This window comes from Haemophilus parahaemolyticus (assembly GCF_002015035.1).
Taxonomy (GTDB): domain Bacteria; phylum Pseudomonadota; class Gammaproteobacteria; order Enterobacterales; family Pasteurellaceae; genus Haemophilus_A; species Haemophilus_A parahaemolyticus.
On record NZ_MUXY01000018.1, the window covers coordinates 1 to 26,423 of the forward strand.

At 39.9% G+C, this 26,423-nt stretch carries 22 protein-coding genes, 5 tRNA genes, 1 rRNA gene and 2 pseudogenes; 9 read left to right on the forward strand and 21 right to left on the reverse strand.

Translation table 11 applies throughout. The features are described 5' to 3' along the window. Positions 1 to 268: 268 nt before the first annotated feature. Positions 269 to 1,063, reverse strand: coding sequence for a glutamate racemase (murI, locus tag B0185_RS08870; RefSeq protein WP_005706367.1), 795 nt, complete (start codon positions 1,061 to 1,063; stop codon positions 269 to 271). Between the two features lie 104 nt (positions 1,064 to 1,167). After that, the gene (gene asnA, locus B0185_RS08875) at positions 1,168 to 2,160 is read right to left on the reverse strand and encodes an aspartate--ammonia ligase (protein WP_005706361.1); all 993 of its coding nucleotides are present in this window, start codon (positions 2,158 to 2,160) and stop codon (positions 1,168 to 1,170) included. Positions 2,161 to 2,350: 190 nt separating this feature from the next. On the opposite strand from asnA, the gene asnC reads away from it, so the two are divergent. The 7 genes and pseudogenes from asnC to B0185_RS08910 all read left to right on the forward strand — a co-directional run bounded on the left by asnC (position 2,351) and on the right by B0185_RS08910 (position 10,667). Further along, positions 2,351 to 2,815: a transcriptional regulator AsnC gene (gene asnC / locus B0185_RS08880; protein ID WP_005706359.1), complete on the forward strand. Its 465-nt coding sequence runs from the start codon at positions 2,351 to 2,353 to the stop codon at positions 2,813 to 2,815. Between the two features lie 46 nt (positions 2,816 to 2,861). After that, entirely contained in the window at positions 2,862 to 4,409 is a 1,548-nt protein-coding gene (locus B0185_RS08885; protein WP_005706364.1) for a type I restriction-modification system subunit M, read from the forward strand. Between the two features lie 2 nt (positions 4,410 to 4,411). Then, entirely contained in the window at positions 4,412 to 4,873 is a 462-nt protein-coding gene (locus B0185_RS08890; protein WP_198429617.1) for a virulence RhuM family protein, read from the forward strand. Positions 4,874 to 5,010: 137 nt separating this feature from the next. Beyond that, positions 5,011 to 6,123 carry a restriction endonuclease subunit S gene (locus B0185_RS08895; protein ID WP_078208113.1) on the forward strand — a complete coding sequence of 371 codons (1,113 nt, stop codon included), beginning with the start codon at positions 5,011 to 5,013 and terminating at the stop codon, positions 6,121 to 6,123. 1 nt (position 6,124) lies between these two features. Beyond that, complete coding sequence (locus B0185_RS08900) at positions 6,125 to 7,279, forward strand: ATP-binding protein (RefSeq protein WP_005706368.1); 1,155 nt, start codon at positions 6,125 to 6,127, stop codon at positions 7,277 to 7,279. A 15-nt stretch (positions 7,280 to 7,294) separates the two neighbouring features. Further along, a pseudogene (locus tag B0185_RS08905) lies at positions 7,295 to 7,516 on the forward strand (virulence RhuM family protein); the annotation flags it as partial. A gap of 67 nt (positions 7,517 to 7,583) precedes the next feature. Further along, a complete protein-coding gene (locus tag B0185_RS08910) occupies positions 7,584 to 10,667 on the forward strand; it encodes a type I restriction endonuclease subunit R (RefSeq protein WP_005706365.1) in 3,084 nt (1,027 codons plus the stop codon). A 49-nt stretch (positions 10,668 to 10,716) separates the two neighbouring features. Here the strand turns inward: B0185_RS08910 and B0185_RS08915 are convergent, their stop codons facing one another. The 11 genes from B0185_RS08915 to glnB all read right to left on the reverse strand — a co-directional run bounded on the left by B0185_RS08915 (position 10,717) and on the right by glnB (position 16,380). Then, positions 10,717 to 11,712, reverse strand: coding sequence for a DNA polymerase III subunit delta' (locus B0185_RS08915; protein WP_005706369.1), 996 nt, complete (start codon positions 11,710 to 11,712; stop codon positions 10,717 to 10,719). Beyond that, complete coding sequence (tmk, locus tag B0185_RS08920; protein ID WP_039863206.1) at positions 11,709 to 12,338, reverse strand: dTMP kinase; 630 nt, start codon at positions 12,336 to 12,338, stop codon at positions 11,709 to 11,711. The genes B0185_RS08915 and tmk overlap by 4 nt, the downstream gene beginning before the upstream one ends. After that, entirely contained in the window at positions 12,338 to 13,381 is a 1,044-nt protein-coding gene (gene mltG / locus B0185_RS08925; RefSeq protein WP_005706363.1) for an endolytic transglycosylase MltG, read from the reverse strand. Before mltG ends, tmk begins: the two co-directional genes overlap by 1 nt. A 2-nt stretch (positions 13,382 to 13,383) precedes the next feature. Further along, a complete protein-coding gene (locus B0185_RS08930; protein ID WP_005706357.1) occupies positions 13,384 to 13,746 on the reverse strand; it encodes a hypothetical protein in 363 nt (120 codons plus the stop codon). A 116-nt stretch (positions 13,747 to 13,862) separates the two neighbouring features. Beyond that, a tRNA-Lys gene (locus tag B0185_RS08935) sits at positions 13,863 to 13,938 on the reverse strand. A gap of 19 nt (positions 13,939 to 13,957) precedes the next feature. After that, positions 13,958 to 14,033: transfer RNA gene (locus B0185_RS08940), tRNA-Lys, on the reverse strand. A gap of 23 nt (positions 14,034 to 14,056) precedes the next feature. Further along, positions 14,057 to 14,132: transfer RNA gene (locus B0185_RS08945), tRNA-Lys, on the reverse strand. 140 nt (positions 14,133 to 14,272) lie between these two features. Next, the gene (locus B0185_RS08950) at positions 14,273 to 14,521 is read right to left on the reverse strand and encodes an FAD assembly factor SdhE (protein ID WP_005705186.1); all 249 of its coding nucleotides are present in this window, start codon (positions 14,519 to 14,521) and stop codon (positions 14,273 to 14,275) included. Positions 14,522 to 14,532: 11 nt separating this feature from the next. Beyond that, complete coding sequence (ispH, locus tag B0185_RS08955; RefSeq protein WP_005705176.1) at positions 14,533 to 15,477, reverse strand: 4-hydroxy-3-methylbut-2-enyl diphosphate reductase; 945 nt, start codon at positions 15,475 to 15,477, stop codon at positions 14,533 to 14,535. Beyond that, a complete protein-coding gene (lspA, locus tag B0185_RS08960) occupies positions 15,478 to 16,038 on the reverse strand; it encodes a signal peptidase II (protein WP_005705179.1) in 561 nt (186 codons plus the stop codon). Positions 16,039 to 16,041: 3 nt separating this feature from the next. Beyond that, on the reverse strand, positions 16,042 to 16,380 hold the full coding sequence (gene glnB / locus B0185_RS08965; protein WP_039862875.1) for a nitrogen regulatory protein P-II: 339 nt from the start codon (positions 16,378 to 16,380) through the stop codon (positions 16,042 to 16,044). Between the two features lie 169 nt (positions 16,381 to 16,549). On the opposite strand from glnB, the gene B0185_RS08970 reads away from it, so the two are divergent. Then, a complete protein-coding gene (locus tag B0185_RS08970) occupies positions 16,550 to 17,041 on the forward strand; it encodes a hemerythrin domain-containing protein (RefSeq protein WP_005705182.1) in 492 nt (163 codons plus the stop codon). A gap of 81 nt (positions 17,042 to 17,122) precedes the next feature. Here B0185_RS08970 and lgt read toward each other — a convergent pair whose 3' ends face one another. From lgt to B0185_RS08995, 5 genes and pseudogenes are all read right to left on the reverse strand, one after another. Beyond that, positions 17,123 to 17,917: a prolipoprotein diacylglyceryl transferase gene (gene lgt / locus B0185_RS08975; RefSeq protein WP_005705181.1), complete on the reverse strand. Its 795-nt coding sequence runs from the start codon at positions 17,915 to 17,917 to the stop codon at positions 17,123 to 17,125. Between the two features lie 68 nt (positions 17,918 to 17,985). Further along, positions 17,986 to 18,777, reverse strand: coding sequence for a sulfite exporter TauE/SafE family protein (locus tag B0185_RS08980; protein WP_005705174.1), 792 nt, complete (start codon positions 18,775 to 18,777; stop codon positions 17,986 to 17,988). A gap of 141 nt (positions 18,778 to 18,918) precedes the next feature. Beyond that, positions 18,919 to 19,398 (reverse strand): annotated as a pseudogene (gene rppH / locus B0185_RS08985) (RNA pyrophosphohydrolase); the annotation flags it as partial. Between the two features lie 528 nt (positions 19,399 to 19,926). Continuing rightward, a complete protein-coding gene (gene tpx, locus B0185_RS08990) occupies positions 19,927 to 20,424 on the reverse strand; it encodes a thiol peroxidase (protein WP_005705180.1) in 498 nt (165 codons plus the stop codon). A gap of 142 nt (positions 20,425 to 20,566) precedes the next feature. Beyond that, a complete protein-coding gene (locus tag B0185_RS08995; RefSeq protein WP_005705188.1) occupies positions 20,567 to 21,196 on the reverse strand; it encodes a YagU family protein in 630 nt (209 codons plus the stop codon). Between the two features lie 295 nt (positions 21,197 to 21,491). On the opposite strand from B0185_RS08995, the gene purL reads away from it, so the two are divergent. Further along, positions 21,492 to 25,388, forward strand: coding sequence for a phosphoribosylformylglycinamidine synthase (gene purL, locus B0185_RS09000; RefSeq protein WP_005705183.1), 3,897 nt, complete (start codon positions 21,492 to 21,494; stop codon positions 25,386 to 25,388). A 647-nt stretch (positions 25,389 to 26,035) separates the two neighbouring features. Here the strand turns inward: purL and B0185_RS09005 are convergent. From B0185_RS09005 to rrf, 3 genes are all read right to left on the reverse strand, one after another. After that, positions 26,036 to 26,111, reverse strand: a tRNA-Trp gene (locus B0185_RS09005). 38 nt (positions 26,112 to 26,149) lie between these two features. Further along, a tRNA-Asp gene (locus B0185_RS09010) sits at positions 26,150 to 26,226 on the reverse strand. 12 nt (positions 26,227 to 26,238) lie between these two features. After that, positions 26,239 to 26,354 (reverse strand): 5S ribosomal RNA (gene rrf / locus B0185_RS09015). Positions 26,355 to 26,423 lie beyond the last annotated feature (69 nt).

The following is a 26,423-nucleotide window of genomic DNA, read 5'->3' on the forward strand; positions in this document are numbered from 1 at the left end:
CAAGACTTCAAAATTAAAATATTTTAACTAAGTCAATCAACAAGTGCCCACACAGATTGTCTGATAAGTTGTTAAAGAACAAAAAGAAACGACGCACTGCATATCAATCTAAATCGTTCACAACAGTGCGTCGTTGTGTGAGGTGCATTATAGAGAAAAATAAAACTCGTGCAAGCACTTTTTGCAAAAAATTTTAAAAAATTTTCCGCTTGTTGAACCTTTATGCAAAAAGTATGAATAATAATCCATTTTTGCTGTTTTTATAGCGTTAAATCTCAATCACATTTAAGCTTTTAAACCCCCACTGTTTTAAAATTTTCTCGCGTTCGGCAAAATCATCAGTCAATTTTGTGCAGAATGCCTGATTTTTTGCCTCCTGTTTGCCATTAAAATTAGATTTTTCGGCAATTAACGACTTCACTCGCTTCGCAATCGCCTCGCCCGAATCGACAAAAAACTTCACTTTCGGCAAAATCTGCTGCAATTCGGCTTTTAAAAAAGGAAAATGCGTACAGCCCAAAATCACCGTATCCAATTTTGAATGCACTTTCCACTCTTTCACGCAATTAGCCAGAGCATCTACATCTACTTTGCCATTCAATAATTTTTCTTCGGCGAGTTCCACAATTTTTGTCTGCCCAATCTTCTCTACCACACAATCCGAAGCATATTTCTGAATTAAATCCAACACATAAGGGCGTTTGATCGTCCCCACCGTCGCTAATAGACCGATCGTTTTCGTCTCAGATATTGTTGCCGCAGGCTTTATCGCAGGCACGGTTCCCACAATTGGGAAAGTAAAATTTGCTCGCAAAACAGGCAATACCACCGTGCTTGCGGTGTTACACGCTACCACCACCAAATCAAGCGGTTGTTTTTCTGCAATCTTTTGCACAATTTTAACCGCTTGTGTAATCAATTCCTGCTCCGATTTTTCCGAATACGGGAATAAAGCATTATCAAAGCAATATAAATAATGGGCATTCGGCAAGGCTTTTCGCACTTCATCATAAATCGTCAAGCCACCAATGCCCGAATCATATAAGAGAATAGTCGGTTTCATATTTTTTACTCAATAAATTCCCGCAAATGCTACTCTCTTCTCCCTTTTCGTTCAAGAAAAACAAAACCCCAAACATTTGTCTGGGGTTTCATTTCTCTTATTGATTAAAGGATGTTTTGATATTTCTCTAACATCTCTTGTGGCCATACACTTGATTGCACTTCGCCGATATGTTGTTTGCGAAGTAAGAACATTGCCAAGCGAGATTGACCAATACCACCACCGATGGTTAAAGGTAATTTACCCGCAAGCAACTCTTTATGCCAATCCATCTCTAAACGATCTTGGTCTCCCGTAATTTCCACTTGTAAGCGTAACGCTTTTTCGTCCACGCGAATACCCATTGAAGAAAGTTCAAAAGCTGTGCCTAACTGATCGTTCCATACCAAAATATCGCCATTTAAACCTTTGTAGCCGTTTTCTGATTCTGTTGTCCAGTCATCGTAGTCTGGTGCACGACCATCGTGCGGTTTACCATCCGATAATTTACCACCAATACCAATCAAGAACACTGCACCATACTCTTTACAAATTGCATTTTCACGCTCTTTGCCCGATAAATCTGGGTAACGTTTCACTAAATCTTCGCTGTGAATAAAAGTAATCTGTTTTGGTAAAATGGATGGAATATCAAAACGTGCTTCCACCGCTAATTCGGTTAAACGAATTGCCTTGTAAATCTCGTTTACCGTTTCTTTTAAGTAATCAAAGTTGCGGCGACCTGCTGGAATCACTTTCTCCCAGTCCCACTGATCCACATAAACCGAGTGAGTTGGATCGAGCGAGTCTTCATCTGGACGAAGGGCTTTCATATGCACAAACAAACCTTCGCCTTCTTGAAAACCAAAACGTCCGAGCGTATGACGTTTCCATTTCGCTAATGAATGCACAACCTCAAACGTTGCACCTGGAATACATTTCACATTTACTTGCACCGCTTTTTCGATCCCTGATAAGTTGTCTTGCATCCCATTGCCTACTTGGCTCAAAATCGGGCCTTGCACCTCAATCACGCCTAATTTATCGATTAAATATTGTGTAAACGTGTTTTTTACAAAGCTAATTTCGTTTTGTTGCAAAATAAATGATTTTTTCATCTGTTTCCTACCTTTTTCTATAAAATTTTGATGTCGTTTAACGGAATGGCGTTCAATTTAAAGGAATTCTTAAAAAACTCAATCTTTTTTAGATAAAATTACAATAAATCAAAAATAAGATTAGATAGAATTTAATAATCTATGCTAAATTTTAAATATCATTTAACAAATTGTAAATTGTGAGGAAATTTTGACCGCTTTCAAACAACCCATCGACCAGCTCGATCAACAAATTTTACGTGCCTTAGTGAAAGATGCCAAAACGCCCTACACCGAAATCGCCAAGCAATCGGGCGTGAGTGCTGCAACTATCCACGTTCGCGTGGAAAAAATGCGACAATCTGGCGTGATCGAAGCGACACAACTTAAAATCAACGAACGCAAATTGGGCTATGACGTTTGCTGCTTTATCGGCATCATTTTAAAATCCGCCAAAGATTACGAAAAAGTGATCGCCAAGCTCAACAACTTCCCCGAAGTGGTTGAAGCCTACTACACCACGGGCAATTACTCCATTTTCATCAAAGTAATGACTCACACCATCGAGGAGCTTCACCAAGTACTAGCAGGCAAAATCCAAAGCATTGATGAGATTCAATCGACAGAAACACTTATCTCGATGCAGAATCCGATTTTACGAGGGATTGCACCGTAAAAATATAGTACAATTCATCCCATTTTAAAATACAAAGGAAGACCAAATGACCGCAATTCAACAACGTGCCGAACTTCAACGCCGTATTTGGCAAATTGCTAATGATGTACGTGGCTCAGTCGATGGCTGGGATTTCAAACAATATGTGCTTGGCACACTTTTCTATCGTTTTATTAGTGAAAACTTTACCAATTATATTGAAGCGGATGATGAAAGCGTGAATTACGCTAAATTGCCTGATGAAATCATTACACCAGACATTAAAACAGATGCCATTAAAACGAAAGGGTATTTTATTTATCCAAGTCAGCTATTCAAAAACGTAGTGGCGACTGCGAACACCAATCCAAACCTTAATACTGAACTTAAACAAATTTTTAGCGATATTGAAAACTCCGCTACTGGCTATCCCTCCGAACAGGACATCAAAGGCTTATTTGCTGATTTTGATACCACCAGCAACCGTCTGGGCAATACCGTTACCGATAAAAACAGCCGTCTCGCTGCCGTATTAAAAGGCGTTGCCGAGTTAGATTTTGGTGACTTTGAAGATAATCATATTGATTTATTCGGTGATGCTTACGAGTTTTTAATTTCCAACTATGCTGCTAATGCTGGTAAATCAGGTGGCGAGTTCTTTACACCACAATGCGTTTCCAAGCTAATTGCTCGACTGGCTTTATATGGACAAGACAAGGTCAATAAAATTTATGACCCTGCTGCTGGTTCGGGTTCTTTATTATTGCAAGCGAAAAAACAATTTGATGAACATATCATTGAAGAAGGATTCTTCGGGCAGGAAATTAATCACACCACTTATAACCTTGCCCGTATGAATATGTTTTTGCATAACATCAACTACGACAAGTTTGATATCGCCCTTGGCAACACCTTAATGAATCCGCAATTTGGCGATGATAAACCTTTCGATGCCATCGTTTCCAACCCGCCTTACTCCGTGAAATGGATTGGCTCGGATGACCCAACACTAATTAACGATGAACGTTTCGCCCCTGCTGGCGTACTTGCACCGAAATCCAAAGCAGATTTCGCCTTTATTTTGCACGCATTGAGCTATCTTTCAGCAAAAGGTCGTGCGGCGATTGTTTCCTTCCCTGGCATTTTTTATCGCGGCGGTGCGGAACAAAAAATTCGTCAATATTTGGTGGATAATAACTATGTGGAAACCGTGATTGCACTTGCACCAAATTTGTTTTTTGGCACCAGTATTGCCGTAAACATTTTGGTTTTGTCCAAGCACAAACCCAATACCCAAACTCAATTTATCGATGCCAGCGGTTTATTTAAATCTGCCACCAATAACAACATTTTAGAAGAGGAACATATCAAGCAAATCCTAAAACTCTTTGCCGATAAAGAAGATGTACCACATTTAGCAAAATCGGTATCTAATGATGAAATCGCAAATGAAGAAAATAACTATAATCTTGCTGTCAGCTCTTATGTGGAACCAAAAGACACTCGCGAAGTGATTAATATTGATGAACTCAATGCGGAAATTCGTAAAACAGTTGCCAATATCGACCGCTTGCGTGCAGAGATTGATAAGATAGTGGCAGAGATTGAGAGGTAACAATGGACATTGTGCTTTATACCACCAATGAAGGTAATGCTCAGTTTAGATTACAGAAATTTGATGATCAGATTTGGCTATCTCAAATTGAAATGGCTGAGCTATATCAAACCACTAAACAAAATATCAGTAAGCATATCAAAGCTATCTTTTCTGAAGGCGAACTTGATGAAAATTCAACCGTCAACTATAAGTTGACAGTTCAAACTGAAGGAAGTCGAACAGTTTCTCGCCAATTAGCTTATTATTCGTTACCACTGATTATTGCTGTAGGATACCGAGTTCGATCATCTCGTGGCACACAATTCCGTCAATGGGCAACCGAGCGATTACAAGAATATATGGTAAAGGTGTGTTGCAAAGTGCTGGGAAAATCAGTCGAGAACAAGCTGAACAAAAAGCCATTTCAGAGTATAGAGCTTATGAGGCAAAAACACTTTCACCCATTGAACAGGAATATCTAGCTACATTGAAAGCATTAGAAAAAACAACAGTACATAAATTGCATCAGAAAAAATAAGCCACAGTAGGGCGGACTACAGTCCGCCGAAAAAATATCAATATTATAACGGCGGATGAAATCCGCCCTACGAGAAACACAATGAAAAATAACCGCACTTTTTTAGAAAAATTATTGGATGGGGCTGAGGTTGAGTGGAAGTCCTTAGGAAAAGTCACAGATATAAAAACAGGTCAGTCAGTTAGCAAAAATATTATTGCACAAAACCCTGGAATATACCCTGTTATCAACAGTGGACGTGATCCCTTAGGATTTATTAATGAGTGGAACACTGAAAATGATCCTATTGGTATTACAACAAGAGGAGCTGGTGTTGGCTCAATTACTTGGCAAGAAGGTAAATATTTCCGAGGAAATCTTAATTATTCTGTAACAATCAAATCAGACTATGAATTAAATGTTCGCTTTCTTTACCATGTGCTGCTTCATTTTCAAAAAGAGATTCATAATTTATGCTCTTTTACAGGGATTCCAGCACTAAATGCTAGCGAGCTAAAAAAATTAGAAATCCCCATCCCCCCACTCTCCGTCCAAACCGAAATCGTCCGAATTTTGGACGCATTGACAGCGCTTACCAGCGAGCTTACCAGCGAGCTTATACTACGCCAGAAGCAGTATGAATACTATCGAGAAAAATTATTATCTTTTGATAGTTTAGAACAATTAAATTCGGGGGGGGGGAAGAAGAAACTTATTGATGTGGCTAAAATCAAAAATGGAAAAGATTGGAAACATCTTGGGGAAGGTAATATTCCAATATATGGTTCAGGTGGGATTATGGGATATGTTGATACATATTCATACGATAAACCTACAGTATTAATTCCACGAAAAGGAACTATTACAAACATATTTTACCTTGAAGAACCATTTTGGAACGTTGATACGATTTACTATACAGAAATTGACACAACTCAAATTTTACCAAAATACTTTTATCATTTTATGAAAACGGTAGATTTAACAAAATTGGATACAGGCTCAGGCAGACCGAGCTTAACACAAGCTATTTTGAATGAAATTCCTATTTTTGTTCCATCAATCGAAGAACAACACCGCATCGTTTCAATCCTCGATAAATTTGAAGCTCTCACCAACTCCATTACCGAAGGCTTGCCTTTAGCGATTGAACAAAGCCAAAAGCGGTATGAATATTACAGAGAATTATTATTGAATTTCCCAGGCAGAGAATAATATGACTAAAAGTTTAGACGAAATTGCAAAACAGTTAAGAGATTCTAATAAAAAGGTTAATCTAATTTACGCCTTTAATGGAAGTGGAAAAACTCGTTTATCAAAAGTCTTTAAGAATCTTATAGTACCTAAAGAAAATCATGGCAATGAAGAAGAGCTAACACGAAGAAAAGTACTTTATTTCAATGCATTTACCGAAGATTTATTCTATTGGGATAATGATCTACTTAATGACACTGAACCAAAATTAAAGATTCAACCAAATTCTTTTATTCGTTGGTTGATTAAAGATCAAGGGGATGAAGGCAAAGTGATTGGAAAATTTCATCATTATTGTGATGAAAAACTTATGCCTAAATTCGATATTGAAAATAATCAAATTACATTTAGTTTTGCGCGTGGTAATGATACATTTGAAGAGAACATAAAACTATCAAAGGGTGAAGAAAGTAATTTTATTTGGAGTATTTTTCATACGTTAATTGAACAGGTTGTTGCAGAATTAAATATATCAGAGCCTAGTGAACGCACTACTAATGAATTTGATGAACTTAAATATATTTTTATTGATGACCCTGTAAGTTCATTAGATGAAAATCATCTTATTCAATTAGCTGTTGATTTAGCAGAATTAGTCAAAGATAGTCCCAATACTATAAAATTTATTATCACTACACACAACCCTTTATTCTATAACGTTTTATATAATGAGCTTGGGGCAAAAAGTGGTTATATTCTAAGAAAAGATGAAAATAAAAATGAAAACGAAAGATTTGATCTTGAGGAGAAACAAGGTGGTTCAAACAAAAGTTTCTCCTATCATCTTTTTCTACGAAATCTACTTGAAGAAGTTGAATCTAAAGATATTCAAAAATATCATTTCATGTTACTGAGAAATCTATATGAAAAAACTGCCAACTTTCTTGGTTATTCAGGATGGTCAAATCTATTACCCAATGATGATGCAAAACAAAGCTATTACACTCGTATAATCAATTTTACTAGTCACTCTACGTTATCAAATGAGATAATTGCTGAACCAACAGATGCCGAAAAGAAGATTGTTAAATATTTACTTGAACATCTAATTAATAATTACGGTTTCTATATAGAAGAAAATATTAAAGAACCACAAATTGATAATACAACAAAGTAAAATTATGAACGATTTATCTACAACACCGATGACGGTAAATCTCACGTTGCTTTATTAGTTGTTGAAAATGAGGCTTGGCTAACCCAAAATCAGCTTGCGGAACTTTTTGACACCTCTGTACCAAATATAACCTCTCATATAAAAAATATATTAGAAGACAAAGAGTTAGATGAATTTTTAGTTATTAAGGATTACTTAATAACTGCCCAAGATGGTAAACAATATCAAGTAAAACATTAATAAAACGGTGGGCTAAAGCCCACCCTACAAAAACTAAAAAAGTAAAAGAATTAAGGAGCCACTCATGACCCAATACAAAACCATCGCTGAATCCAATAATTTTATCGTTTTAGATCAATATAATAAATTTGTGGAAGAGCCTAATGCTGGTTACCAAACGGAAGGCAGTCTTGAGCGTGAGTTTATTCGTGATTTACAGGCGCAAGGCTATGAGCATTTACAAGAGCTTAATAATCACTATGAACTGATTAAAAATTTGCGTATTCAATTACAGCGATTAAATAATGTGGTTTTCTCTGATGCGGAATGGCATCGTTTTTTAGAGGAATATTTGGATAAACCGAGCGATAGTCTGATTGAGAAAACCCGAAAAATTCACGATGATTATATTTATGATTTTGTGTTTGATAATGGACGCATTCAGAATATTTATCTGCTAGATAAGAAAAACCTTGCCAATAATTCTCTGCAAGTCATCAATCAATTTGAACAAAGCGGCAGCTATGATAATCGTTATGATGTGACAATTTTGGTAAATGGTTTACCCCTTGTGCATATTGAACTGAAAAAACGTGGCGTGGCGATTCGTGAAGCCTTTAATCAAATTCATCGTTACAGTAAAGAAAGTTTCAATACAAAAAACTCTCTCTTTAAATTCATTCAAATCTTTGTCATTTCCAACGGTACGGATACTCGCTATTTTGCTAATACGACTAAACGCGACAAGAATAGCTACGACTTCACAATGAATTGGGCAACGGCAAAAAACACTTTGATTAAAGATTTAAAGGATTTTACAGCGACTTTCTTGCAAAAGAATACTTTGCTCAATGTGTTGGTAAATTACTGCGTGTTTGATGTGAGTGATACGTTGTTAATTATGCGTCCGTATCAAATTGCCGCCACAGAGCGGATTTTATGGAAAATCAAAAGTTCATATCACGCCAAAAATTGGAGTAACAAAGAAAGTGGTGGCTATATTTGGCATACCACAGGTTCAGGTAAAACTCTTACCAGTTTTAAAGCCTCTCGCCTTGCGACTGAACTTGATTTTATTGATAAAGTCTTTTTTGTGGTCGATCGTAAAGATTTAGATTACCAAACAATGAAAGAATATCAGCGTTTTTCGCCTGATAGCGTGAATGGCTCGGAAAGTACCGCAGGGCTGAAACGCAATATTGAAAAAGATGATAACAAAATTATCGTAACCACCATTCAAAAGTTGAATAATTTGATGAAATCGGAAGATAATTTGCCGATTTATCAAAAACAAGTAGTCTTTATTTTTGATGAAGCCCATCGCTCCCAATTTGGCGAAGCACAAAAAAATCTAAAACGTAAATTCAAAAAATTCTATCAATTTGGTTTTACTGGCACGCCAATTTTTCCTGAAAATGCCTTAGGTGCAGAAACCACAGCCAGCGTGTTCGGTACGGAATTGCATTCTTATGTGATAACCGATGCTATTCGTGATGACAAAGTACTGAAATTCAAGGTCGATTACAACGATGTCCGCCCACAATTTAAAGCCTTAGAAACAGAAAAAGATCCTGAAAAATTGACCGCACTTGAGCAGAAACAAGCCTTTTTACACCCTGAGCGTATTAAAGAAATCTCACAATACATCCTTAACAATTTTAAACAAAAAACACACCGCTTGAACGCCACAGGTAAAGGCTTTAATGCAATGTTTGCGGTAAGCAGTGTGGAAGCGGCAAAACGTTATTACGAAACTTTGCAAAATCTACAGTCTGAGCAAGAAAAACCGTTAAAAATTGCCACCATTTTCTCTTTTGCGGCAAATGAAGAACAAGATGCGATTGGCGATATTCCAGATGAGACCTTTGAACCTACTGCTCTAAACAGTACAGCAAAAGAATTTTTAACGAAAGCCATTGATGATTACAATCACTACTTTGGCACGAGTTATGGCGTAGATAGTCAATCATTCCAAAATTACTATCGCGATCTTGCTAAACGTGTGAAAAATCAGGAAGTGGATTTACTGATTGTGGTCGGAATGTTCTTAACAGGCTTTGATGCCCCTACGTTAAATACGCTTTTCGTGGACAAAAACTTGCGTTATCACGGATTAATGCAGGCTTTTTCTCGCACCAACCGCATTTATGACACCACTAAAACCTTTGGGAATATCGTCACTTTCCGCGATTTGGAACAAAATACCATTGATGCAATCACACTATTTGGCGATAAAAACACGAAGAATATCGTACTAGAGAAAAGCTATGACAGCTATTTTAACGGTGATGACAATCAACGTGGTTATTTGGAGGTTGTTCAAGAGCTGCAAAATCGCTTTCCTAATCCAACAGAAATCGACACAGAGCAAGATAAAAAAGAGTTTGTAAAATTATTTGGCGAATATTTACGTATTGAAAATATTTTGCAAAATTACGATGAATTTGCAGCATTGCAAGCCTTACAAGCGGTCGATTTAAATGATCCGATTGCAATGGAGAAATTCAAGCAAGTACATTATGTGAATGATGAACAAATTGCCGAAATGCTGAAAGTTCCCACTTTACCAGTAAGAGCGGAGCAAGATTATCGTTCAACTTATAATGATATTCGCGATTGGCTACGCCAAAGAAAAGAGGGGAATGATAAAGATAATTCGCCGATAAATTGGGACGATGTCGTATTTGAAGTGGATTTATTAAAATCTCAAGAAATCAATTTGGATTATATTCTTGCGTTAATTTTCGAACATCATAAGAAAAACCAAGACAAAGAGGTGTTAATTGATGAAATCCGCCGCACAGTTCGTTCAAGTTTAGGTAACCGTGCGAAAGAGAGCTTGATTGTCGATTTTATCAACCAAACAAATTTAGATGATATTCCCGATAAAGCGAGCTTGATTGATGCCTTTTTCCTTTTTGCCCAGAAAGAGCAACAAAAAGAAGCAGAAACCTTAATTCAAGAAGAAAATTTGAATGTCGATGCAGCAAAACGCTATATCAGCACTTCATTAAAACGAGAATATGCCAGTGAAAACGGCACGGCATTAAATGAAGTTCTCCCGAAAATGAGCCCGCTTAATCCGCAATATCTCACTAAAAAACAGACGATTTTCCAAAAAATTGCTGCATTTGTAGAGAAATTTAAAGGGGTTGGGGGAAAGATTTAGTAAGATAAAAATAAGAGGCTAATCGCCTCTTATTTTATTTCATCTCTCATTAAAACACCTCTAACACCAATCTCGTTAGCCCATTCGCCAACATCAACTCAATGTTTACTGCATTGATTTCATTGATGTTTTTTTCAGTCTCACACAAGATATCGTAACCTTTGAGAAGTTGTTGAGCGGAAAGGGCATCGCTGAATAGCCAGATGCCTTTGTCTAAATCGTGATTTACCCAGCCTGTAGTCATGCCCATTTTGGCTTTGAGTGCATCGCTGAAAAAGCTTTGCAACCATTCCAGTTGCATCTGTACTTGTTCTTTTTCAAACTGGCTGAGTAGCAAAAATGGATCTCGGTTTTTGTAGAAACGCCAGAAGGTTTGCAAAAAGGTTTTGCGGGCAGATAAGCGGTCGTTTTCTAAGAAAGTTTTGCAAATTAACGGACGACCGTGGCATAAACGCAAGGCGGTTTCGATGTCAGTTTCACTAAATTGCGGGCAATGCATTTGCAACCATTGCAATGCAATTGGCATTTCGGGAGCGTGCAATACCCACGTTTGACAACGGCTTTGAATGGTTGCCATCATCGGAGCTTGCAAATCAGTTTCCAGCAAAAAATAAACGCCTTCGTGCGGTTCTTCTAAGGTTTTCAGCAACGCATTGCAACTCGCTTCGGTCAGCCTTTCTGCTTGCCGAATATAAACCACCACATTGCCTTCTTGTTGAGCGAAGCGTTGCAAAGTCGCCAACACATCACGCACCTGATCGACACCAATATCTCTATTTTCAATCGGTTCAAGCTGGTGAAAATCGGGGTGGTTGCCACTTTGTGCTAACAGGCAACTTTTGCATTGATGGCAAGGCTCATTGCCATTTTTATTCTGGCAAAGCAACCAATGGGCAAAATGGCGAATCAATACCTCACTGCCCAAACCTGCTTCGGTTTTGAACAATAAGGCGTGATGCCCTCGCCCTTGGCTGAAAGGCTGGGTGATGGACGAATAAATTACTTGTTGCCACGGGTAGAGCGGCTGAAGAGAAATCACGGTCATTTTGCTTTTTTCACGAAATTTTCGACCGCTTGTTTGATGTCAGCAGTCACTTTTTCTAGCGGCTGCTCGGCATCAATAATCACCGCTTTGTCGTTGTTTTGGGTCAGTTCCAAATAGCGTTGATGGGTACGATAAAAGAAATCTAGGCTCTGTTGCTCGATACGATCCAACTCACCACGTCCACGCACACGCTCCAAGCCAACCACAGGATCAATGTCCAAATAGATCGTTAAATCTGGCTCAAAATCGCCCAACACTGTACGTTTTAGGTTATCTAAAATCTTGCGATCAATCTTTCGACCACCCCCTTGATAGGCTTGCGATGACATATCGTGACGATCGCCTAGCACCCATTTTCCTTCGGCAAGAGCAGGTTTGATCACATTTTCCACTAGCTGCACACGTGCCGCATAAAGCATCAATAATTCGGCTTTATCAGTAATCGGCTCTTCCAAATCGTGCTTAATTAAATAGCGTAATTTCTCCGCCAATGGTGTGCCACCTGGTTCGCGGGTTAATACCACATCTTTAATACCTAATTCTTCCAATTTTGCTAATACAGCTTGATGAGCAGTGGATTTTCCCGCTCCTTCTAAGCCTTCTAGCACGATAAATTTACCCCGTATCATTTTGTTCCTTCCGTTGTTTGTTTACGCTCACGCTCAATTTTACGCCATTCTTTCACCGCTTGGTTATGTTCATTGAGTGAGCGGCTAAATTTATGTCCGCCCGTACCATCGGCAACAAAGAAAAAGTAAGGCGTGCTGTCGGGCTGCGAAACCGCTTTTAATGCCGCTTCACTTGGCATTGCAATGGGTGTTGGCGGTAAACCATCGATAACGTAAGTGTTGTAAGGCGTCGCTTCCTGCAAGTCTTTTTTGTAGATTTTGCCATTATAACGCTCACCCAAGCCGTAAATCACAGTCGGGTCAGTTTCTAATTTCCAACCTTGTTTTAAACGGTTCACAAACACAGAGGCAACTTGAGGACGTTCATTTGCCACACCAGTCTCTTTTTCCACAATGGAAGCCAAAATCAACATCTCATACGGGTTTGCAAGCGGTAGATTTTCCACCCGATTTTGCCAAGCATCGTCTAATGCTTTTTGTTGCTTTTGATAAGCTCGATTTAATAGTTCAAAATCAGTGGAATAAGGCACGTAGTTGTAGGTATCAGGTGAAATCCAACCTTCCAATTTTTCTGAAGAGAGACCAAGCATTTTTGCAATTTCTGCTTCGCTTTTGCCCGTTAAGGTTTGCTCCAAATAGCTCGCCTTTTCTAGCTGCTCGCGGAAGGTTTTGAAGGTTTTGCCCTCAATAAACTTCACATTGAGTTGCACTTCCTTACCCAAATTAAGATGTTTAAGTAAATCTTCAACAGTTTTTAAACCATTCAGCGAATATACTCCTGCTTTGAAGTGAGAAAGTTCAGGATGTAATCGAATTAAATAAGGTAACAGAGCTACATCAGCGTGCTGTACGATGCCTTGCTCTTCCAGTTGTTTCGCTAATTTCTGGCTAGATGTGCCTTTTTCGACAATAAAAAATTGATCAGCGTGAACAATGAGCGGATGGCTGGCTAAATCAGTAATTTTTTTATAGCCGTAACCCAATGCACCTGCAGTCACTACCGCAAGCATGCCAAGAGAAAGAAGCGTTTTTTTTAACATAATTATTTTGTAAAACGTAATAAATCAGTAGCAGTCAGAACAATTTGAGGCTTCCCCTTATATTCCGAAACGTACCCTTTAGCACAAAGATATTTATTTTGTAACATATTCAAATTTCCAAACTTATTTAAAAATGGAAGCCTATTTTCAGCCCAAATTAAAAAAGTCACCTTTTGATTTGGATAAATGCCGCCAAGATTAAAATACGTCGCTTTTGCTGTAGATTTTACTTGTTTTACTAAACCACACACAGTGACATCATGATAAAGATAGGCTGAAACTTCATTTTCGGAAATAATTTTAGATTCTAAACCTAATGCTGAAACTGAAAAAAATAGTAAGAAAGTGACTAACCATTTTTTCATTCTATTAATCTCCCTTTTATCATTAACCAATGAGGAAGGAATTCTACTATAAGCACACAAAAGAAAAAATAAAATCTAATGATTTAATTGGTTGATAAAATAAATAAAAACTAGAGTGGTGGGTCGTGAAGGATTCGAACCTTCGACCAACGGATTAAAAGTCCGCTGCTCTACCGACTGAGCTAACGACCCAAAAGGATGTGTTCTAAAGTGGTGGGTCGTGAAGGATTCGAACCTTCGACCAACGGATTAAAAGTCCGCTGCTCTACCGACTGAGCTAACGACCCTTTAGAGAGTTGAACAGTTTAAGTGGTGGGTCGTGAAGGATTCGAACCTTCGACCAACGGATTAAAAGTCCGCTGCTCTACCGACTGAGCTAACGACCCTTAATACTGCGTAACGAGGGCATATGTTACTATTTTTTTTTACAAGATCAACACTTTTTTCGCCATTTTTGTTTGATTGTATGCTTTATAAACTATCTAGCGAAAAATGAAGCGATAAGATTTCTCTTATCGCTTCTCTATTATTTCTCAATCTTACTTCTCATCAACTCAATCACATTGGTAATTGCCTGCGTTGGGGCAGGAAGTTGGTGCATTACCCAACGGAACAATTCAGGATCTGGGTAAGTGAGCATTTCAGCGAATGCCTGTTGTTCGGCTTCAGTGAGGCTGTTGAAATGGTTTTGGTAGAACGGCATAATCATTTTATCCAGTTCACGCATCCCACGGCGGCACGCCCATTCCAGTTTAAAGCGGTTAATTTCTGCCATAATTTTACATCCTATTGCACTTCGTTAATTCGTAATTCTTTTGGCACTTCGAAGAACATATTTTCTTCCAAGCCTTCCAAATTTGCCACTTCCGTCACGCCAAGCCCTTTTAAGTGTAAAATCACCGATTGCACTAATACCTCAGGTGCGGAAGCCCCTGCGGTAATGCCAATGGTTTCGACTCCCTCTAGCCAGCTTGCATCAATATCTTCTGGCCCGTCAATTAAGCGTGATTGCACGCCCATACGGCTTGCTAATTCCGCCAAGCGGTTGGAATTTGAAGAGTTTTTCGAACCAATCACCAACACCAGTTGCGACTGTTTCGCCAATTCACGCACCGCTTGTTGGCGATTGGTAGTCGCATAACAAATATCATTCTTACGCGGACCTTGAATCGCAGGGTATTTCTCTTTCAACGCCTCAATCACACCGCTCGTGTCATCAATCGAGAGCGTAGTTTGGGTCATAAAGGTTAGCTCATCTTGGTTCGAAACAGGCAAGTTGGCAATATCTTCAACGGATTCCACCAAATAGATGCCACCCTCTTCGTTATCATACTGCCCCATTGTGCCCAACACTTCAGGGTGACCTTCGTGCCCAATTAAAATCGCTTTTGTCCCTTTGCGGCTAGCACGTGCCACTTGCATATGCACTTTCGTTACCAGCGGACACGTTGCATCAAACACTTTCAAGCCTCGACGTTTTGCCTCATGGCGAACTGCTTGAGAAACGCCGTGGGCAGAGAAAATCACAATTGCATCATCAGGCACTTCATCCAACTCTTCCACGAAAATCGCCCCTTTTGCTTTCAAACCGTCCACTACAAAGCGGTTGTGTACCACTTCGTGACGCACATAAATCGGTGCACCATGAATTTCCAATGCAAGTTCGACAATCGAAATTGCACGATCTACACCTGCACAAAACCCTCTAGGGTTGGCTAATAAAATCTTCATTTAATCATTCTTCTTGTTTTTCTTTTCAAAAAATGCGGCTAACACCAACAAGCCTGCCCCCATAGAAATAGCAATATCCGCCACATTAAACGTCGCAAAGTGATAGCCGTCCCAATTCCAATAAAAATCCAAGAAATCCACCACATAACCTTGGCAAACATTTAAGCGGTTGTAAGGTTCATCAGGCGTAAAACTGAGTAAACTACACTTATCCACGGCACGGTCAATCGCATTGCCTAGTGCACCGCCAATAATCAGCGAATAGGCAATATTTTCCCATTTTTTGACCGCTTGCGTTTCTTTACTGCGATAAAGCATCACCGTTAATGCGGCAGAAATCACCACCGCCAAGCCTAAAAAGAAATAGGTTTGCCAACCATCGTGATCGGCTAAAAAGCTAAACGCTGCCCCGTAGTTACGTGCATAAGTAAGGTTAAAAATCGGCAACACATTCACGCTTTCATAAAAGCGGAAATTCGTAATAACCACATATTTTGACCACAAATCGCCCATAATGACGACTAAACTCAGCCACAACCACGCTAATCCTGTTTTTTTCATCGATTACAGTGCCTCTTCGTTTTCTTCGCCCGTGCGAATGCGGATCGCACGCTCCACATCATAGACAAAAATCTTCCCATCGCCGATTTTACCCGTTTGAGCCACATCCACAATCGCTTCAATGCACTCATCGACTTGCTCATCGAGTACAATCACTTCTACCTTCACTTTCGGCAAGAAATCAATCGCATATTCTGCCCCGCGGTACAATTCGGTATGCCCTTTTTGTCTGCCAAACCCTTTTACTTCCGTTACCGTCATTCCCGTAATGCCGACATCAGTCAAGGCCTCACGCACATCATCCAATTTAAACGGCTTAATAATCGCCTCGATTTTTTTCATCTTTTGCCCTTTTCGGTTATAAATTGGCATATTGTAGCAAAATTTTGGCGAATCTTTGATATAAATCATTTCGTTACCCACTTCTGATTATGGTATTCCTTGATGATAGGGGTAGAATCCTGACCAATTTAGTTGGTTATTGTTTACTTTTTATTTAAGAGGATTACCTATGTCTTTTGAAATTACTGCTTTTAGTACCTGTCCTTTAGGTGAAATCATTGACTACATTCTGCCTAATTTCCACCAAAAACACCGCTTAGAATTGCCTGTGTTAATTGAATTAGCAGAAAAAGTGGAAAATCGCCATGCTGATCACCCTGCTTGTCCGAAAGGCTTGGCAGAAGTGATCCGCAAAGTGTATGACGACCTCACGATGCATATGATGAAAGAAGAGCAAGTGCTTTTCCCACTTATCAACTCTGGTCGTGGACCAATGGCAGCTGCGCCAATTTCAGTAATGGAAGCCGAACACGCGGAAGCACACAACGACTTGGAAGATATTGCTGCTTTAACGCACAATTTCACGCTACCAGAAGGTGCTTGCACCAGCTGGACGAATCTCTACAACGGCTTAAAAACCTTCGCGACTGATTTAACTAACCACACCGAATTGGAAAATGAGGTGTTGTTTGTCAGAGCACTGAGAGGTGATCAAGCTTAATTACCAAAATATATACAACAAAAAAATCTGCATTTAGATTCCTCTAAAATGCAGATTTTTTATCAATGAATAAGCCTAATGCTATGCTGATTTACGCTTATACGCCCAAAGCATAATCACAATCCCCCCAATAATCATCGGGAGTGATAACAACTGACCGCGGGTGATTAAGTCGGCTGCGGTGTTTACTGTTGGATCGAAATCACGTACATATTCCACCAAGAAACGGAACACACCATAGCCAATTAAAAACAAGCCTGCAACAGAACCTGTTGGTCGAGGTTTACGAATAAACATATTCAGCATAATAAACAGCACAACACCTTCAAGGAAAAATTCATAAAGCTGTGAAGGGTGGCGTGGCAAATAACCGCCATTTGGGAACATTACTGCCCAAGGCACATCTGTAACTCTGCCCCAAAGTTCATCGTTAATGAAATTCCCAATTCGCCCCGCCCCTAATCCAAACGGAATAAGCGGTGCAACAAAATCAGCCGTTTGCCAGAATGAGCGAGATTGGCGACGAGAAACCCAAATCATTGCAACAATCACGCCAATTAAACCACCATGAAACGACATCCCACCTTCCCAAATACGGAAAAGATAAAGCGGATCTTGCAAAAAATGGTCAAAACTGTAGAAGAATACATCACCAATACGACCACCTAACACCACTCCCCAAAAGCCTGTATACAGCAGTTGATCGACATTTTCACTTGTCCAAACACCGTGCGAATTTTTTGCTCGACGCATACCAAGCCAATAGGCAAAACCAAAACCGATGAGGTACATTAAACCGTACCAACGCAGTGAAATCGGACCGATGCTGAAAATAATCGGATCGATTTGGGGGAAAGTTAAAAATTGTGAATTCATAGGATTCCTTTATAAAAAGTATTGACGGTTTCTGTAGGGAAGGAGATAAACCCCACCCCTACAATGTTTTAACTTAAGAAAATCTTCACTGCCATCACAAGTAATAAGCAAGCAAAACCTTTTTTAAGGATCGGCACAGGCAAGCTATTTGCTGCGGTTGCACCAAGTTTTGAAGTAAAAAACGAAGTTAGTGTAATACCAACTAACGCAGGCAAATACACATAACCAAGTGAAAGTTCAGGCAGATCTGGTACATTCCAACCGCTAGCGATAAAGCTAAACATACCTGCCAAGCCTAAAAACGCTCCGCAGAAAGAAGAAGTACCAATTGCGGTTTTCATCTCAACGCCTCGACCATTTAAAAACGGCACAATAAAACCGCCGCCACCAATGCCCGCAATGCTCGATAACGCCCCGATAATCCCACCTGCTACAACCATACTCTGCTTGGTAAGCGGTCGAATTTTACTTGATTTTTTCAATGAGAAAATCATCTTGCCCGCCATATAGACCACCATAATGGCAAAGAGTTTCTTCGCTACTTGAGCATCTAAACCACTAATAAGTAGCCCGCACAGAAAGACCGAAATCATAATAGACGGCAGCAGTACTTTTGCGATGCTGAAATCGATATTACCTAACTTATGATGGCGTTGTGCGGAAGAAAAGGCGGTGATGACAATAGTTGCAAAAGAAGTGCCAAGTGCTGTCGACATCAAATACTCAGGAGGTACGCCCACCATCGGGAAGAGATAAACCAGCGCGGGCACAATAATCAACCCGCCACCAATACCAAATAAACCAGCTAAAAAGCCGATGAATAAGCCAAGAATAAGGCAGCTAATAAAAAATGCGATCATATAGGTTTATCTCCTTTTAAACTTCACTTTACCTTTACGCTTTTTATAAGGGAATTTATATACCGCTTTTTTATCACTAGAAGGGCTAGATATCACTTCAACAGGAGTCTCTTTTACCATTACTGCTGGCTGCATAAAAGGCTCATTCAATAAAATCGCAGCAAACTCTTTCATTACTCGACGATAAACATCTCGCTTAAAAGAAACCACCTGACGCACAGGGTACCAAAAACTGACCCAACGCCAACCATCAAATTCAGGTGTCTTTGTTGTTTTGAGATTAATATGTGATTCATCACTGATTAATTGAAGCAAAAACCAACGTTGTTTTTGACCAATACAAACAGGATGATTACCTGAATTCTCGCGTACTAAACGTCTTGGCAGTTTATATTTGAGCCAATATTTTGATGCCCAAATCAATCGAACATCCTTTTTAGTTAAGCCAACTTCTTCAAAGAGCTCACGGTACATCGCTGTTTCGATGTTTTCACCTTCGTTAATGCCTCCTTGTGGAAACTGCCACGAATTTTGCCCAAACCGTTTTGCCCAGAGAACCTGTCCATACTTATTACAGATAACAATACCCACATTCGGGCGATAGCCATCAGAATCGATCACGTCATTCCCTATTCTTAATTAAAAATGGAGAGATTGTTTCATAAATAACCCTATTAGACAAGCGAAAAGCCCTCTGTGGATAATTTTGTGGATAACCTTTGAGATTGAAGTAAAAATCTTAAGGAAAAATAAGCTAAGTATTTTATTTTATTGAGCTTATTTCATCCCTCAAACAACGATCTTCTTTACGATCATTTATACTGGATGGATCCGCACTTTTGCTGAATAAATCACTTTATTATGGATAAATTTCCAAATGTTTTGTAAAGCATTTTTGCTTCTCCTATTATCACGAATGTTATCCCCATCAGTTGTGGATAAAAATGTGATCAAAAAATAAAATTTGCGTGTATAACTTTACGTGACTTGGTAGGTAACTAAAAAAGATCAGTCAAAACAAGATCTTATACAGATTTAATAAATGCGGAGAAAATAGACCTCTTTCCAGATTATTTTTTAACCATACACATCTACTAGGAAAAATACTACAAAAAAACCGCCTTTCGGCGGTTTCAAATTTTTAAAATATTACGCTAACACAGCTAACGCTGCATCGTAATTTGGCTCTTCTTTAATTTCTGAAACCAATTGGCTATATAATACTTTATTTTGCTCATCTAACACGATGACTGCACGTGAGGTTAATCCTGCAAGCGGTCCAGTTTGAATATCCACACCCAATTGTGCATGCACAGCGTGGTTACGGAAAGTTGAAACCGTTTTAGCATTTTCAATCCCTTCTGCTCCGCAGAAACGAGCTTGTGCGAATGGTAAATCGGCTGAAATACAAAGCACAACGGTGTTGTTTAAATCTGCCGCTTGTTGGTTAAATTTACGTACAGAAGTCGCACACACACCAGTGTCTATACTTGGAAAGATGTTTAATACTTTGCGTTTGCCCGCAAAATCATTTAATGAAACATCGGCTAAATCGTTGCCAACTAACGTAAAGTTTTCAACCATTTCTCCCGCTTGTGGAAAGTGCCCACCAACTTCAATTGGGTTGCCTGCTAATGTTACTGCCATAAAATCCTCTTTATTTATATAAGTGAAAAGCGATTAAACTATACCACGCTTAAAAATCATTTCCACCAATTACAGCTATCTACAATCAAAAACAAAAGCCACAATCTTTCGACTGTGGCTTTATGTGATTTTAAGTAATCAATTAGCTATTACGGCTAACTTCATCAACATCTGGTTGGTGAGTAATACGATTGCGTAAATCGCGACGGATTACCTCAATACTCCAGAACCAGAAGATGTGACCTACTAATTCAGAAATGTGCTCATATAAAGGCCATTCTGCAACAGGTGGTGTTAAGCCTAACGCTGGGAATGTGATGTAATGAACACTGATGTTTGCGATGATACCCGCACCGATACCTTGCCAGAATTTGATTTTCGGGAAGATTTCAGCAACAACACAGTAACCGATGGCGAACACTAATGAGAAAATCATATGTGTTACACCGATTGAGTTGAATGGATAATCTGCAAAAGTGAATGCAACCGTGTTATAAGGATCGATACCAATATAATCACGTAAGAATACTGCTGGTGGGTTTAATACCGCACGAGAACATTGCTCTAAAGCATTACTCATCGTAATTGAGCCTGCATTTAATGCGTCTAAAACAGATTGTGGACACGTAGCAGTGAATAAATCAATTGGGCTACGTGGTGGGAATGGATGCTCTGCCCCCCATTTTACGAAAGCGGAGATGATACCAGCAATGATACCAACAAACACTGCCACGCCATAGCGGCGTCTAGATGGTTCTGAGAATAAGCTCATTTTTGTGTCCTTGAATTAATTTAGAAGATAAAAAATTTCTGAGTTTCGGAAAGTGTGCGATTCGACGCCTGTTGTTAACCTTAAGCAAATAAAAATACTCAATATGAGTTAGTATTGTTCAGTTGTTCATAAATATTTAATATTTACCAACAATTCTTAACATTTATAAACGATAGAAATACAAGATGCCCTTTTCAAACGGTTACATTTTGCTAAAAATTTCCCAATGCAAACGTTTGCGTTATTCGTTATAATATGCCAGATTTTTTTACTTTTCTTAATACGGAACTGCAATATGACTGTAAAAACCTTTCGTGGCTCTCCTGCTCTTTCAGAATTTCGTTTAACCCAACTTCAACAAAAATTCCAGCAACATCAGCTACCTGTGACTTCAGTGTATGCAGAGTATTTGCATTTTGTTGAGCAAAATGCACCGCTTGCAGAAGGCGAAATTGCTAAATTACAAGAATTATTGCACTACGGTCCAACCCTTGCGGAACATGAACCTGCCGGCTTTTGCTTAATTGTGACCCCACGTGTAGGAACAATTTCGTCTTGGTCTTCTAAAGCGACCGACATTGCCCACAACTGTGGTTTGGCAAATGTAAACCGTATTGAGCGTGGCTTGGCGTACTATTTCAGCTTTGAAAGTGAGTTAACCGAAGCAGAATTGGCAACGCTAAAAGGTTTATTGCACGATCGTATGTTAGAAACGGTGTTAAATAATGAAGAGGAGGCAGGTTCGCTGTTCACGCAACAAGAGCCAAAACCGTTCACCACTATCGACATTCTAAACGGTGGTCGTCAAGCATTAGAACAAGCGAATATTGAGCTGGGCTTGGCATTAGCCGATGATGAGATGAATTATTTGGTGGAAAATTTTACGACGTTAAACCGCAATCCGAACGACATCGAACTCTATATGTTCGCACAGGCAAACTCAGAACACTGCCGCCACAAAATCTTCAACGCAGACTGGACAATCGACGGCAAAAAACAAGAAAAATCGTTGTTCAAAATGATCAAAAACACCTTTGAACAAACGCCAGACTACGTTCTTTCTGCGTATAAAGATAACGCTGCGGTAATGGAAGGTTCAACCGTGGGGCGTTGGTTCCCAGACCAAGATGGGCAATATCGTGCACATCAAGAAGATGCCCATATATTAATGAAAGTAGAAACCCATAATCACCCAACGGCGATTTCGCCATTCCCTGGTGCGGCAACAGGTTCGGGCGGAGAAATCCGTGATGAGGGTGCAACGGGTCGTGGGGCAAAACCAAAAGCAGGTTTAACAGGCTTTTCGGTATCTAACCTTGTGATTCCAAACTTCAAACAGCCGTGGGAAAATGCTCTCTCTAAACCAAATCGCATCGCTTCCGCTTTAGATATTATGATTGAAGGTCCATTAGGCGGTGCAGCGTTTAACAACGAATTTGGTCGCCCTGCGTTGCTTGGTTATTTCCGTACCTATGAAGAAAAAGTAAACAGCTTTGCGGGTGAAGAAGTCCGTGGCTACCACAAGCCAATTATGTTGGCGGGCGGTATCGGTAACATTCGTGCCGAACACATTCAAAAAGGCGAAATTCCAGTAGGTGCAAAGCTCGTGGTGCTTGGTGGCTCTGCAATGAACATCGGTTTAGGTGGTGGTGCGGCTTCTTCAATGGCTTCTGGCAAATCAAAAGAAGATTTAGATTTTGCTTCCGTACAGCGTGAAAATCCAGAGATGGAACGTCGTTGCCAAGAGGTAATCGACCGTTGCTGGCAGTTAGACGAAGAAAATCCAATTGCATTCATTCACGATGTGGGTGCAGGCGGTTTATCAAATGCGATGCCTGAACTAGTTCACGATGGCGATCGTGGCGGTAAATTCGATTTACGCTCAATCCTTTGCGATGAAAAAGGGATGTCGCCGCTTGAAATTTGGTGTAACGAATCGCAAGAGCGTTATGTGTTAGCGGTTGCCGCAGATAAATTAGCTCAATTTGAAGAGATCTGCCGCCGTGAGCGTGCACCTTATGCGGTAATTGGGGAGGCGACCGAAGAGAAACACTTAACCTTACACGACAACCATTTTGACAATAACCCGATTGATTTACCAATGAATGTGTTGCTCGGCAAAACCCCGAAAATGCACCGTGAAGCTTCGTCAAAAACTGTGGAAAATCAACCGCTTGATCAGCAAGGCATTCAATTAAAAGAAGCACTGCACCGTGTGTTACGCTTACCCGTCGTGGCAGAAAAAACTTTCTTAATCACCATCGGTGACAGGTCTGTTACAGGGATGGTAGCACGCGATCAGATGGTCGGTCCGTGGCAAATCCCAGTGTCTGATGTTGCTGTGACTACCGCTTCATTAGACAGCTATCACGGCGAAGCAATGACGATGGGCGAACGTGCACCTGTTGCTTTATTAGACTTCGGGGCTTCTGCACGTTTAGCAGTGGCGGAATCCATTACCAATATCGCCGCAACCAACATTGGCGACATCAAACGCATTAAACTTTCTGCGAACTGGATGAGTGCCGCAGGTCATACAGGCGAAGATGCAGGCTTATACGAAGCAGTGAAAGCGGTGGGCGAAGAGCTTTGCCCTGCATTAGGCTTAACTATTCCAGTGGGTAAAGACTCCATGTCAATGCGTACCACTTGGGAAGAAAATGGCGAACAAAAAGCCGTGACTGCACCACTTTCATTAGTGATTTCTGCGTTTGCACGCGTGGAAGATGTACGTAAAACTATCACGCCACAACTTCGCACCGATAAAGGTTTATCTAGCCTCTTACTCATTGACTTGGGCGAAGGCAAAAACCGTTTAGGTTCAACCGCTCTGGCTCAAGTGTATAAACAATTGGGCGATAAACCAGCGGACGTAGTCAACGTGCAACGCTTAAAAGATTTTTACAACGCAATGCAAGCGTTAGTGGCAGAAGATCAATTGTTGGCGTATCACGACCGTTCAGATGGCGGTTTAATTACGACATTAGCAGAAATGGCGTTTGCGGGGCATTGCGGTGTGGAAGTGGATATTTCAGCTTTGGGCGATAACGACTTAGCAGTATTATTCAACGAAGAGTTAGGTGCGGTAATCCAAGTTGCTGATAGTCAATTAGAAAGCGTGCGTGAAGTGTTAAAAGCACATAACTTGCTTGGCATCACCCACGAACTTGGTGCGGTAACGGCTGATGACCACTTTGAGATCAGCCGTAGTAGCCGTAAATTACTCAGCGAAAAACGCTCTGAATTACGTGGCATTTGGGCAGAATTAACCCACCAAATGCAACGCTTACGCGATAATCCAGAGTGTGCTGACCAAGAGTTTAAAGCTAAGAAAAACCCAGCAGATAAAGGTTTATCAGCATTCTTAACTTACGATGTGAACGAAGATATTACCGCACCATTTATCAACAAAGGTGTGAAACCAACCATTGCGATCTTGCGTGAACAAGGCGTAAACAGCCATTATGAAATGGCAGCTGCATTCGACCGCGCAGGCTTTAATGCGATTGACGTGCATATGTCTGACTTAATGGCTAATCGTCGTAATCTTGCCGACTTCAATGCATTAGTGGCGTGTGGCGGCTTCTCTTACGGCGACGTATTAGGTGCAGGTGGTGGCTGGGCGAAATCAATTCTCTTCAATCCACAACTACGTGACCAATTCAGCCAGTTTTTTGCGAATCCGAATACCCTTGCTTTAGGCGTATGTAATGGTTGTCAAATGGTATCAAACTTAGCAGAAATTATCCCTGGCACAGAAAACTGGCCACGTTTCGTTCGCAACAAATCTGAACGTTTTGAAGCACGCGTGGGCTTAGTAAAAATCAATGAAGTAGCATCACCTTGGTTTGCAGGTATGGCGGGATCTCATATGCCAATCGCCGTCTCTCATGGGGAAGGTCAAGTTGAGTTCAACTCTGCTGAACAACTAGCGGGCTTAAAAGCCCAAGGATTAATTGCAGCACAATACATCGACAACAACGGCAACTCAACCGAAGTTTATCCAGCCAACCCGAACGGCTCGGTGGAAGGAATTACTGCGATTACCAATGTGGACGGTCGTGTCGCCATTATGATGCCTCATCCAGAACGTGTATTCCGTGCTGTGAGCAACTCATGGTATCCAGAAGATTGGACAGAAGACGGTGCGTGGATGAGATTGTTTAGAAATGTGAGAGTAGCGTTGAAGTAACTTATTCATACTTTGTGATTAATTGGCAATAATAAAAAAGTTATTGCCTTTTTTATGAAGTCATATTATAGCAAAAAGAAAGTATCAATTAGAAAACGTATTATATAAAAAGAGTGAAAAATAATATATTTGATAACACTCTTAGATATGAAAATCTATTAAACTTATTTTGACAAATTAGTACTGCTATAGGTACAAATTTGACATTTATATATTTATTTGGATATATACACAATGACACTAAATAGCATACTTATAAACCCTATGCAAACATTTTCCTAAAAATGATGATTCTGATTTGATAAAGAAAGTAGCTAAAGCACAAAAATTTATCTCAAAACTCCTTACAAAATTAGAGATATAAACAAACTAATATACTACCAGTCTGTAGGGGAGGAATCATTACCTAAGAAATGTATGTGAGAATATATAAATAAAAAACCTACTAAAAAATTTAGTAGGTTTTCTTTATTATAAATTAATGGCAGGGGCGGAGAGGCTCGAACTCCCAACACCCGGTTTTGGAGACCGGTGCTAATATACTACCAGTCTGTAGGGGAGGAATCATTACCTAAGAAATGTATGTGAGAATATATAAATAAAAAACCTACTAAAAAATTTAGTAGGTTTTCTTTATTATAAATTAATGGCAGGGGCGGAGAGGCTCGAACTCCCAACACCCGGTTTTGGAGACCGGTGCTCTACCAATTGAACTACGCCCCTAAAGTTAAAGCGAGCATTTTACTCGCTTCTAATATAAGTGGCGGAACGGACGGGACTCGAACCCGCGACCCCCTGCGTGACAGGCAGGTATTCTAACCAGCTGAACTACCGCTCCGCAAATTTGTAAGATTGATAATGCCCTACTCTCACATGGGGAAACCCCACACTACCATCGGCGTTACAGCATTTTACTTCTGAGTTCGGAATGGAATCAGGTAGAACTACTGCACTATGATTATCAATCAAATTCTTTATTTCCTTAATTCTCTATCTTAAGAAAACTAAGGAAATAAAATCTGGCGATGCCCTACT

Excerpts from the sequence above, each read along its gene's own strand:
- murI (WP_005706367.1), bottom strand. The coding sequence starts at position 1,063 with ATGAAACCGACTATTCTCTTATATGATTCGGGCATTGGTGGCTTGACG.
- asnA (WP_005706361.1), bottom strand. The coding sequence starts at position 2,160 with ATGAAAAAATCATTTATTTTGCAACAAAACGAAATTAGCTTTGTAAAA.
- B0185_RS08885 (WP_005706364.1), top strand. The coding sequence starts at position 2,862 with ATGACCGCAATTCAACAACGTGCCGAACTTCAACGCCGTATTTGGCAA.
- B0185_RS08890 (WP_198429617.1), top strand. The coding sequence starts at position 4,412 with ATGGACATTGTGCTTTATACCACCAATGAAGGTAATGCTCAGTTTAGA.
- B0185_RS08895 (WP_078208113.1), top strand. The coding sequence starts at position 5,011 with ATGAAAAATAACCGCACTTTTTTAGAAAAATTATTGGATGGGGCTGAG.
- B0185_RS08900 (WP_005706368.1), top strand. The coding sequence starts at position 6,125 with ATGACTAAAAGTTTAGACGAAATTGCAAAACAGTTAAGAGATTCTAAT.
- B0185_RS08910 (WP_005706365.1), top strand. The coding sequence starts at position 7,584 with ATGACCCAATACAAAACCATCGCTGAATCCAATAATTTTATCGTTTTA.
- B0185_RS08915 (WP_005706369.1), bottom strand. The coding sequence starts at position 11,712 with ATGACCGTGATTTCTCTTCAGCCGCTCTACCCGTGGCAACAAGTAATT.
- mltG (WP_005706363.1), bottom strand. The coding sequence starts at position 13,381 with ATGTTAAAAAAAACGCTTCTTTCTCTTGGCATGCTTGCGGTAGTGACT.
- B0185_RS08930 (WP_005706357.1), bottom strand. The coding sequence starts at position 13,746 with ATGAAAAAATGGTTAGTCACTTTCTTACTATTTTTTTCAGTTTCAGCA.
- B0185_RS08950 (WP_005705186.1), bottom strand. The coding sequence starts at position 14,521 with ATGGCAGAAATTAACCGCTTTAAACTGGAATGGGCGTGCCGCCGTGGG.
- ispH (WP_005705176.1), bottom strand. The coding sequence starts at position 15,477 with ATGAAGATTTTATTAGCCAACCCTAGAGGGTTTTGTGCAGGTGTAGAT.
- lspA (WP_005705179.1), bottom strand. The coding sequence starts at position 16,038 with ATGAAAAAAACAGGATTAGCGTGGTTGTGGCTGAGTTTAGTCGTCATT.
- glnB (WP_039862875.1), bottom strand. The coding sequence starts at position 16,380 with ATGAAAAAAATCGAGGCGATTATTAAGCCGTTTAAATTGGATGATGTG.
- B0185_RS08970 (WP_005705182.1), top strand. The coding sequence starts at position 16,550 with ATGTCTTTTGAAATTACTGCTTTTAGTACCTGTCCTTTAGGTGAAATC.
- lgt (WP_005705181.1), bottom strand. The coding sequence starts at position 17,917 with ATGAATTCACAATTTTTAACTTTCCCCCAAATCGATCCGATTATTTTC.
- B0185_RS08980 (WP_005705174.1), bottom strand. The coding sequence starts at position 18,777 with ATGATCGCATTTTTTATTAGCTGCCTTATTCTTGGCTTATTCATCGGC.
- tpx (WP_005705180.1), bottom strand. The coding sequence starts at position 20,424 with ATGGCAGTAACATTAGCAGGCAACCCAATTGAAGTTGGTGGGCACTTT.
- B0185_RS08995 (WP_005705188.1), bottom strand. The coding sequence starts at position 21,196 with ATGAGCTTATTCTCAGAACCATCTAGACGCCGCTATGGCGTGGCAGTG.
- purL (WP_005705183.1), top strand. The coding sequence starts at position 21,492 with ATGACTGTAAAAACCTTTCGTGGCTCTCCTGCTCTTTCAGAATTTCGT.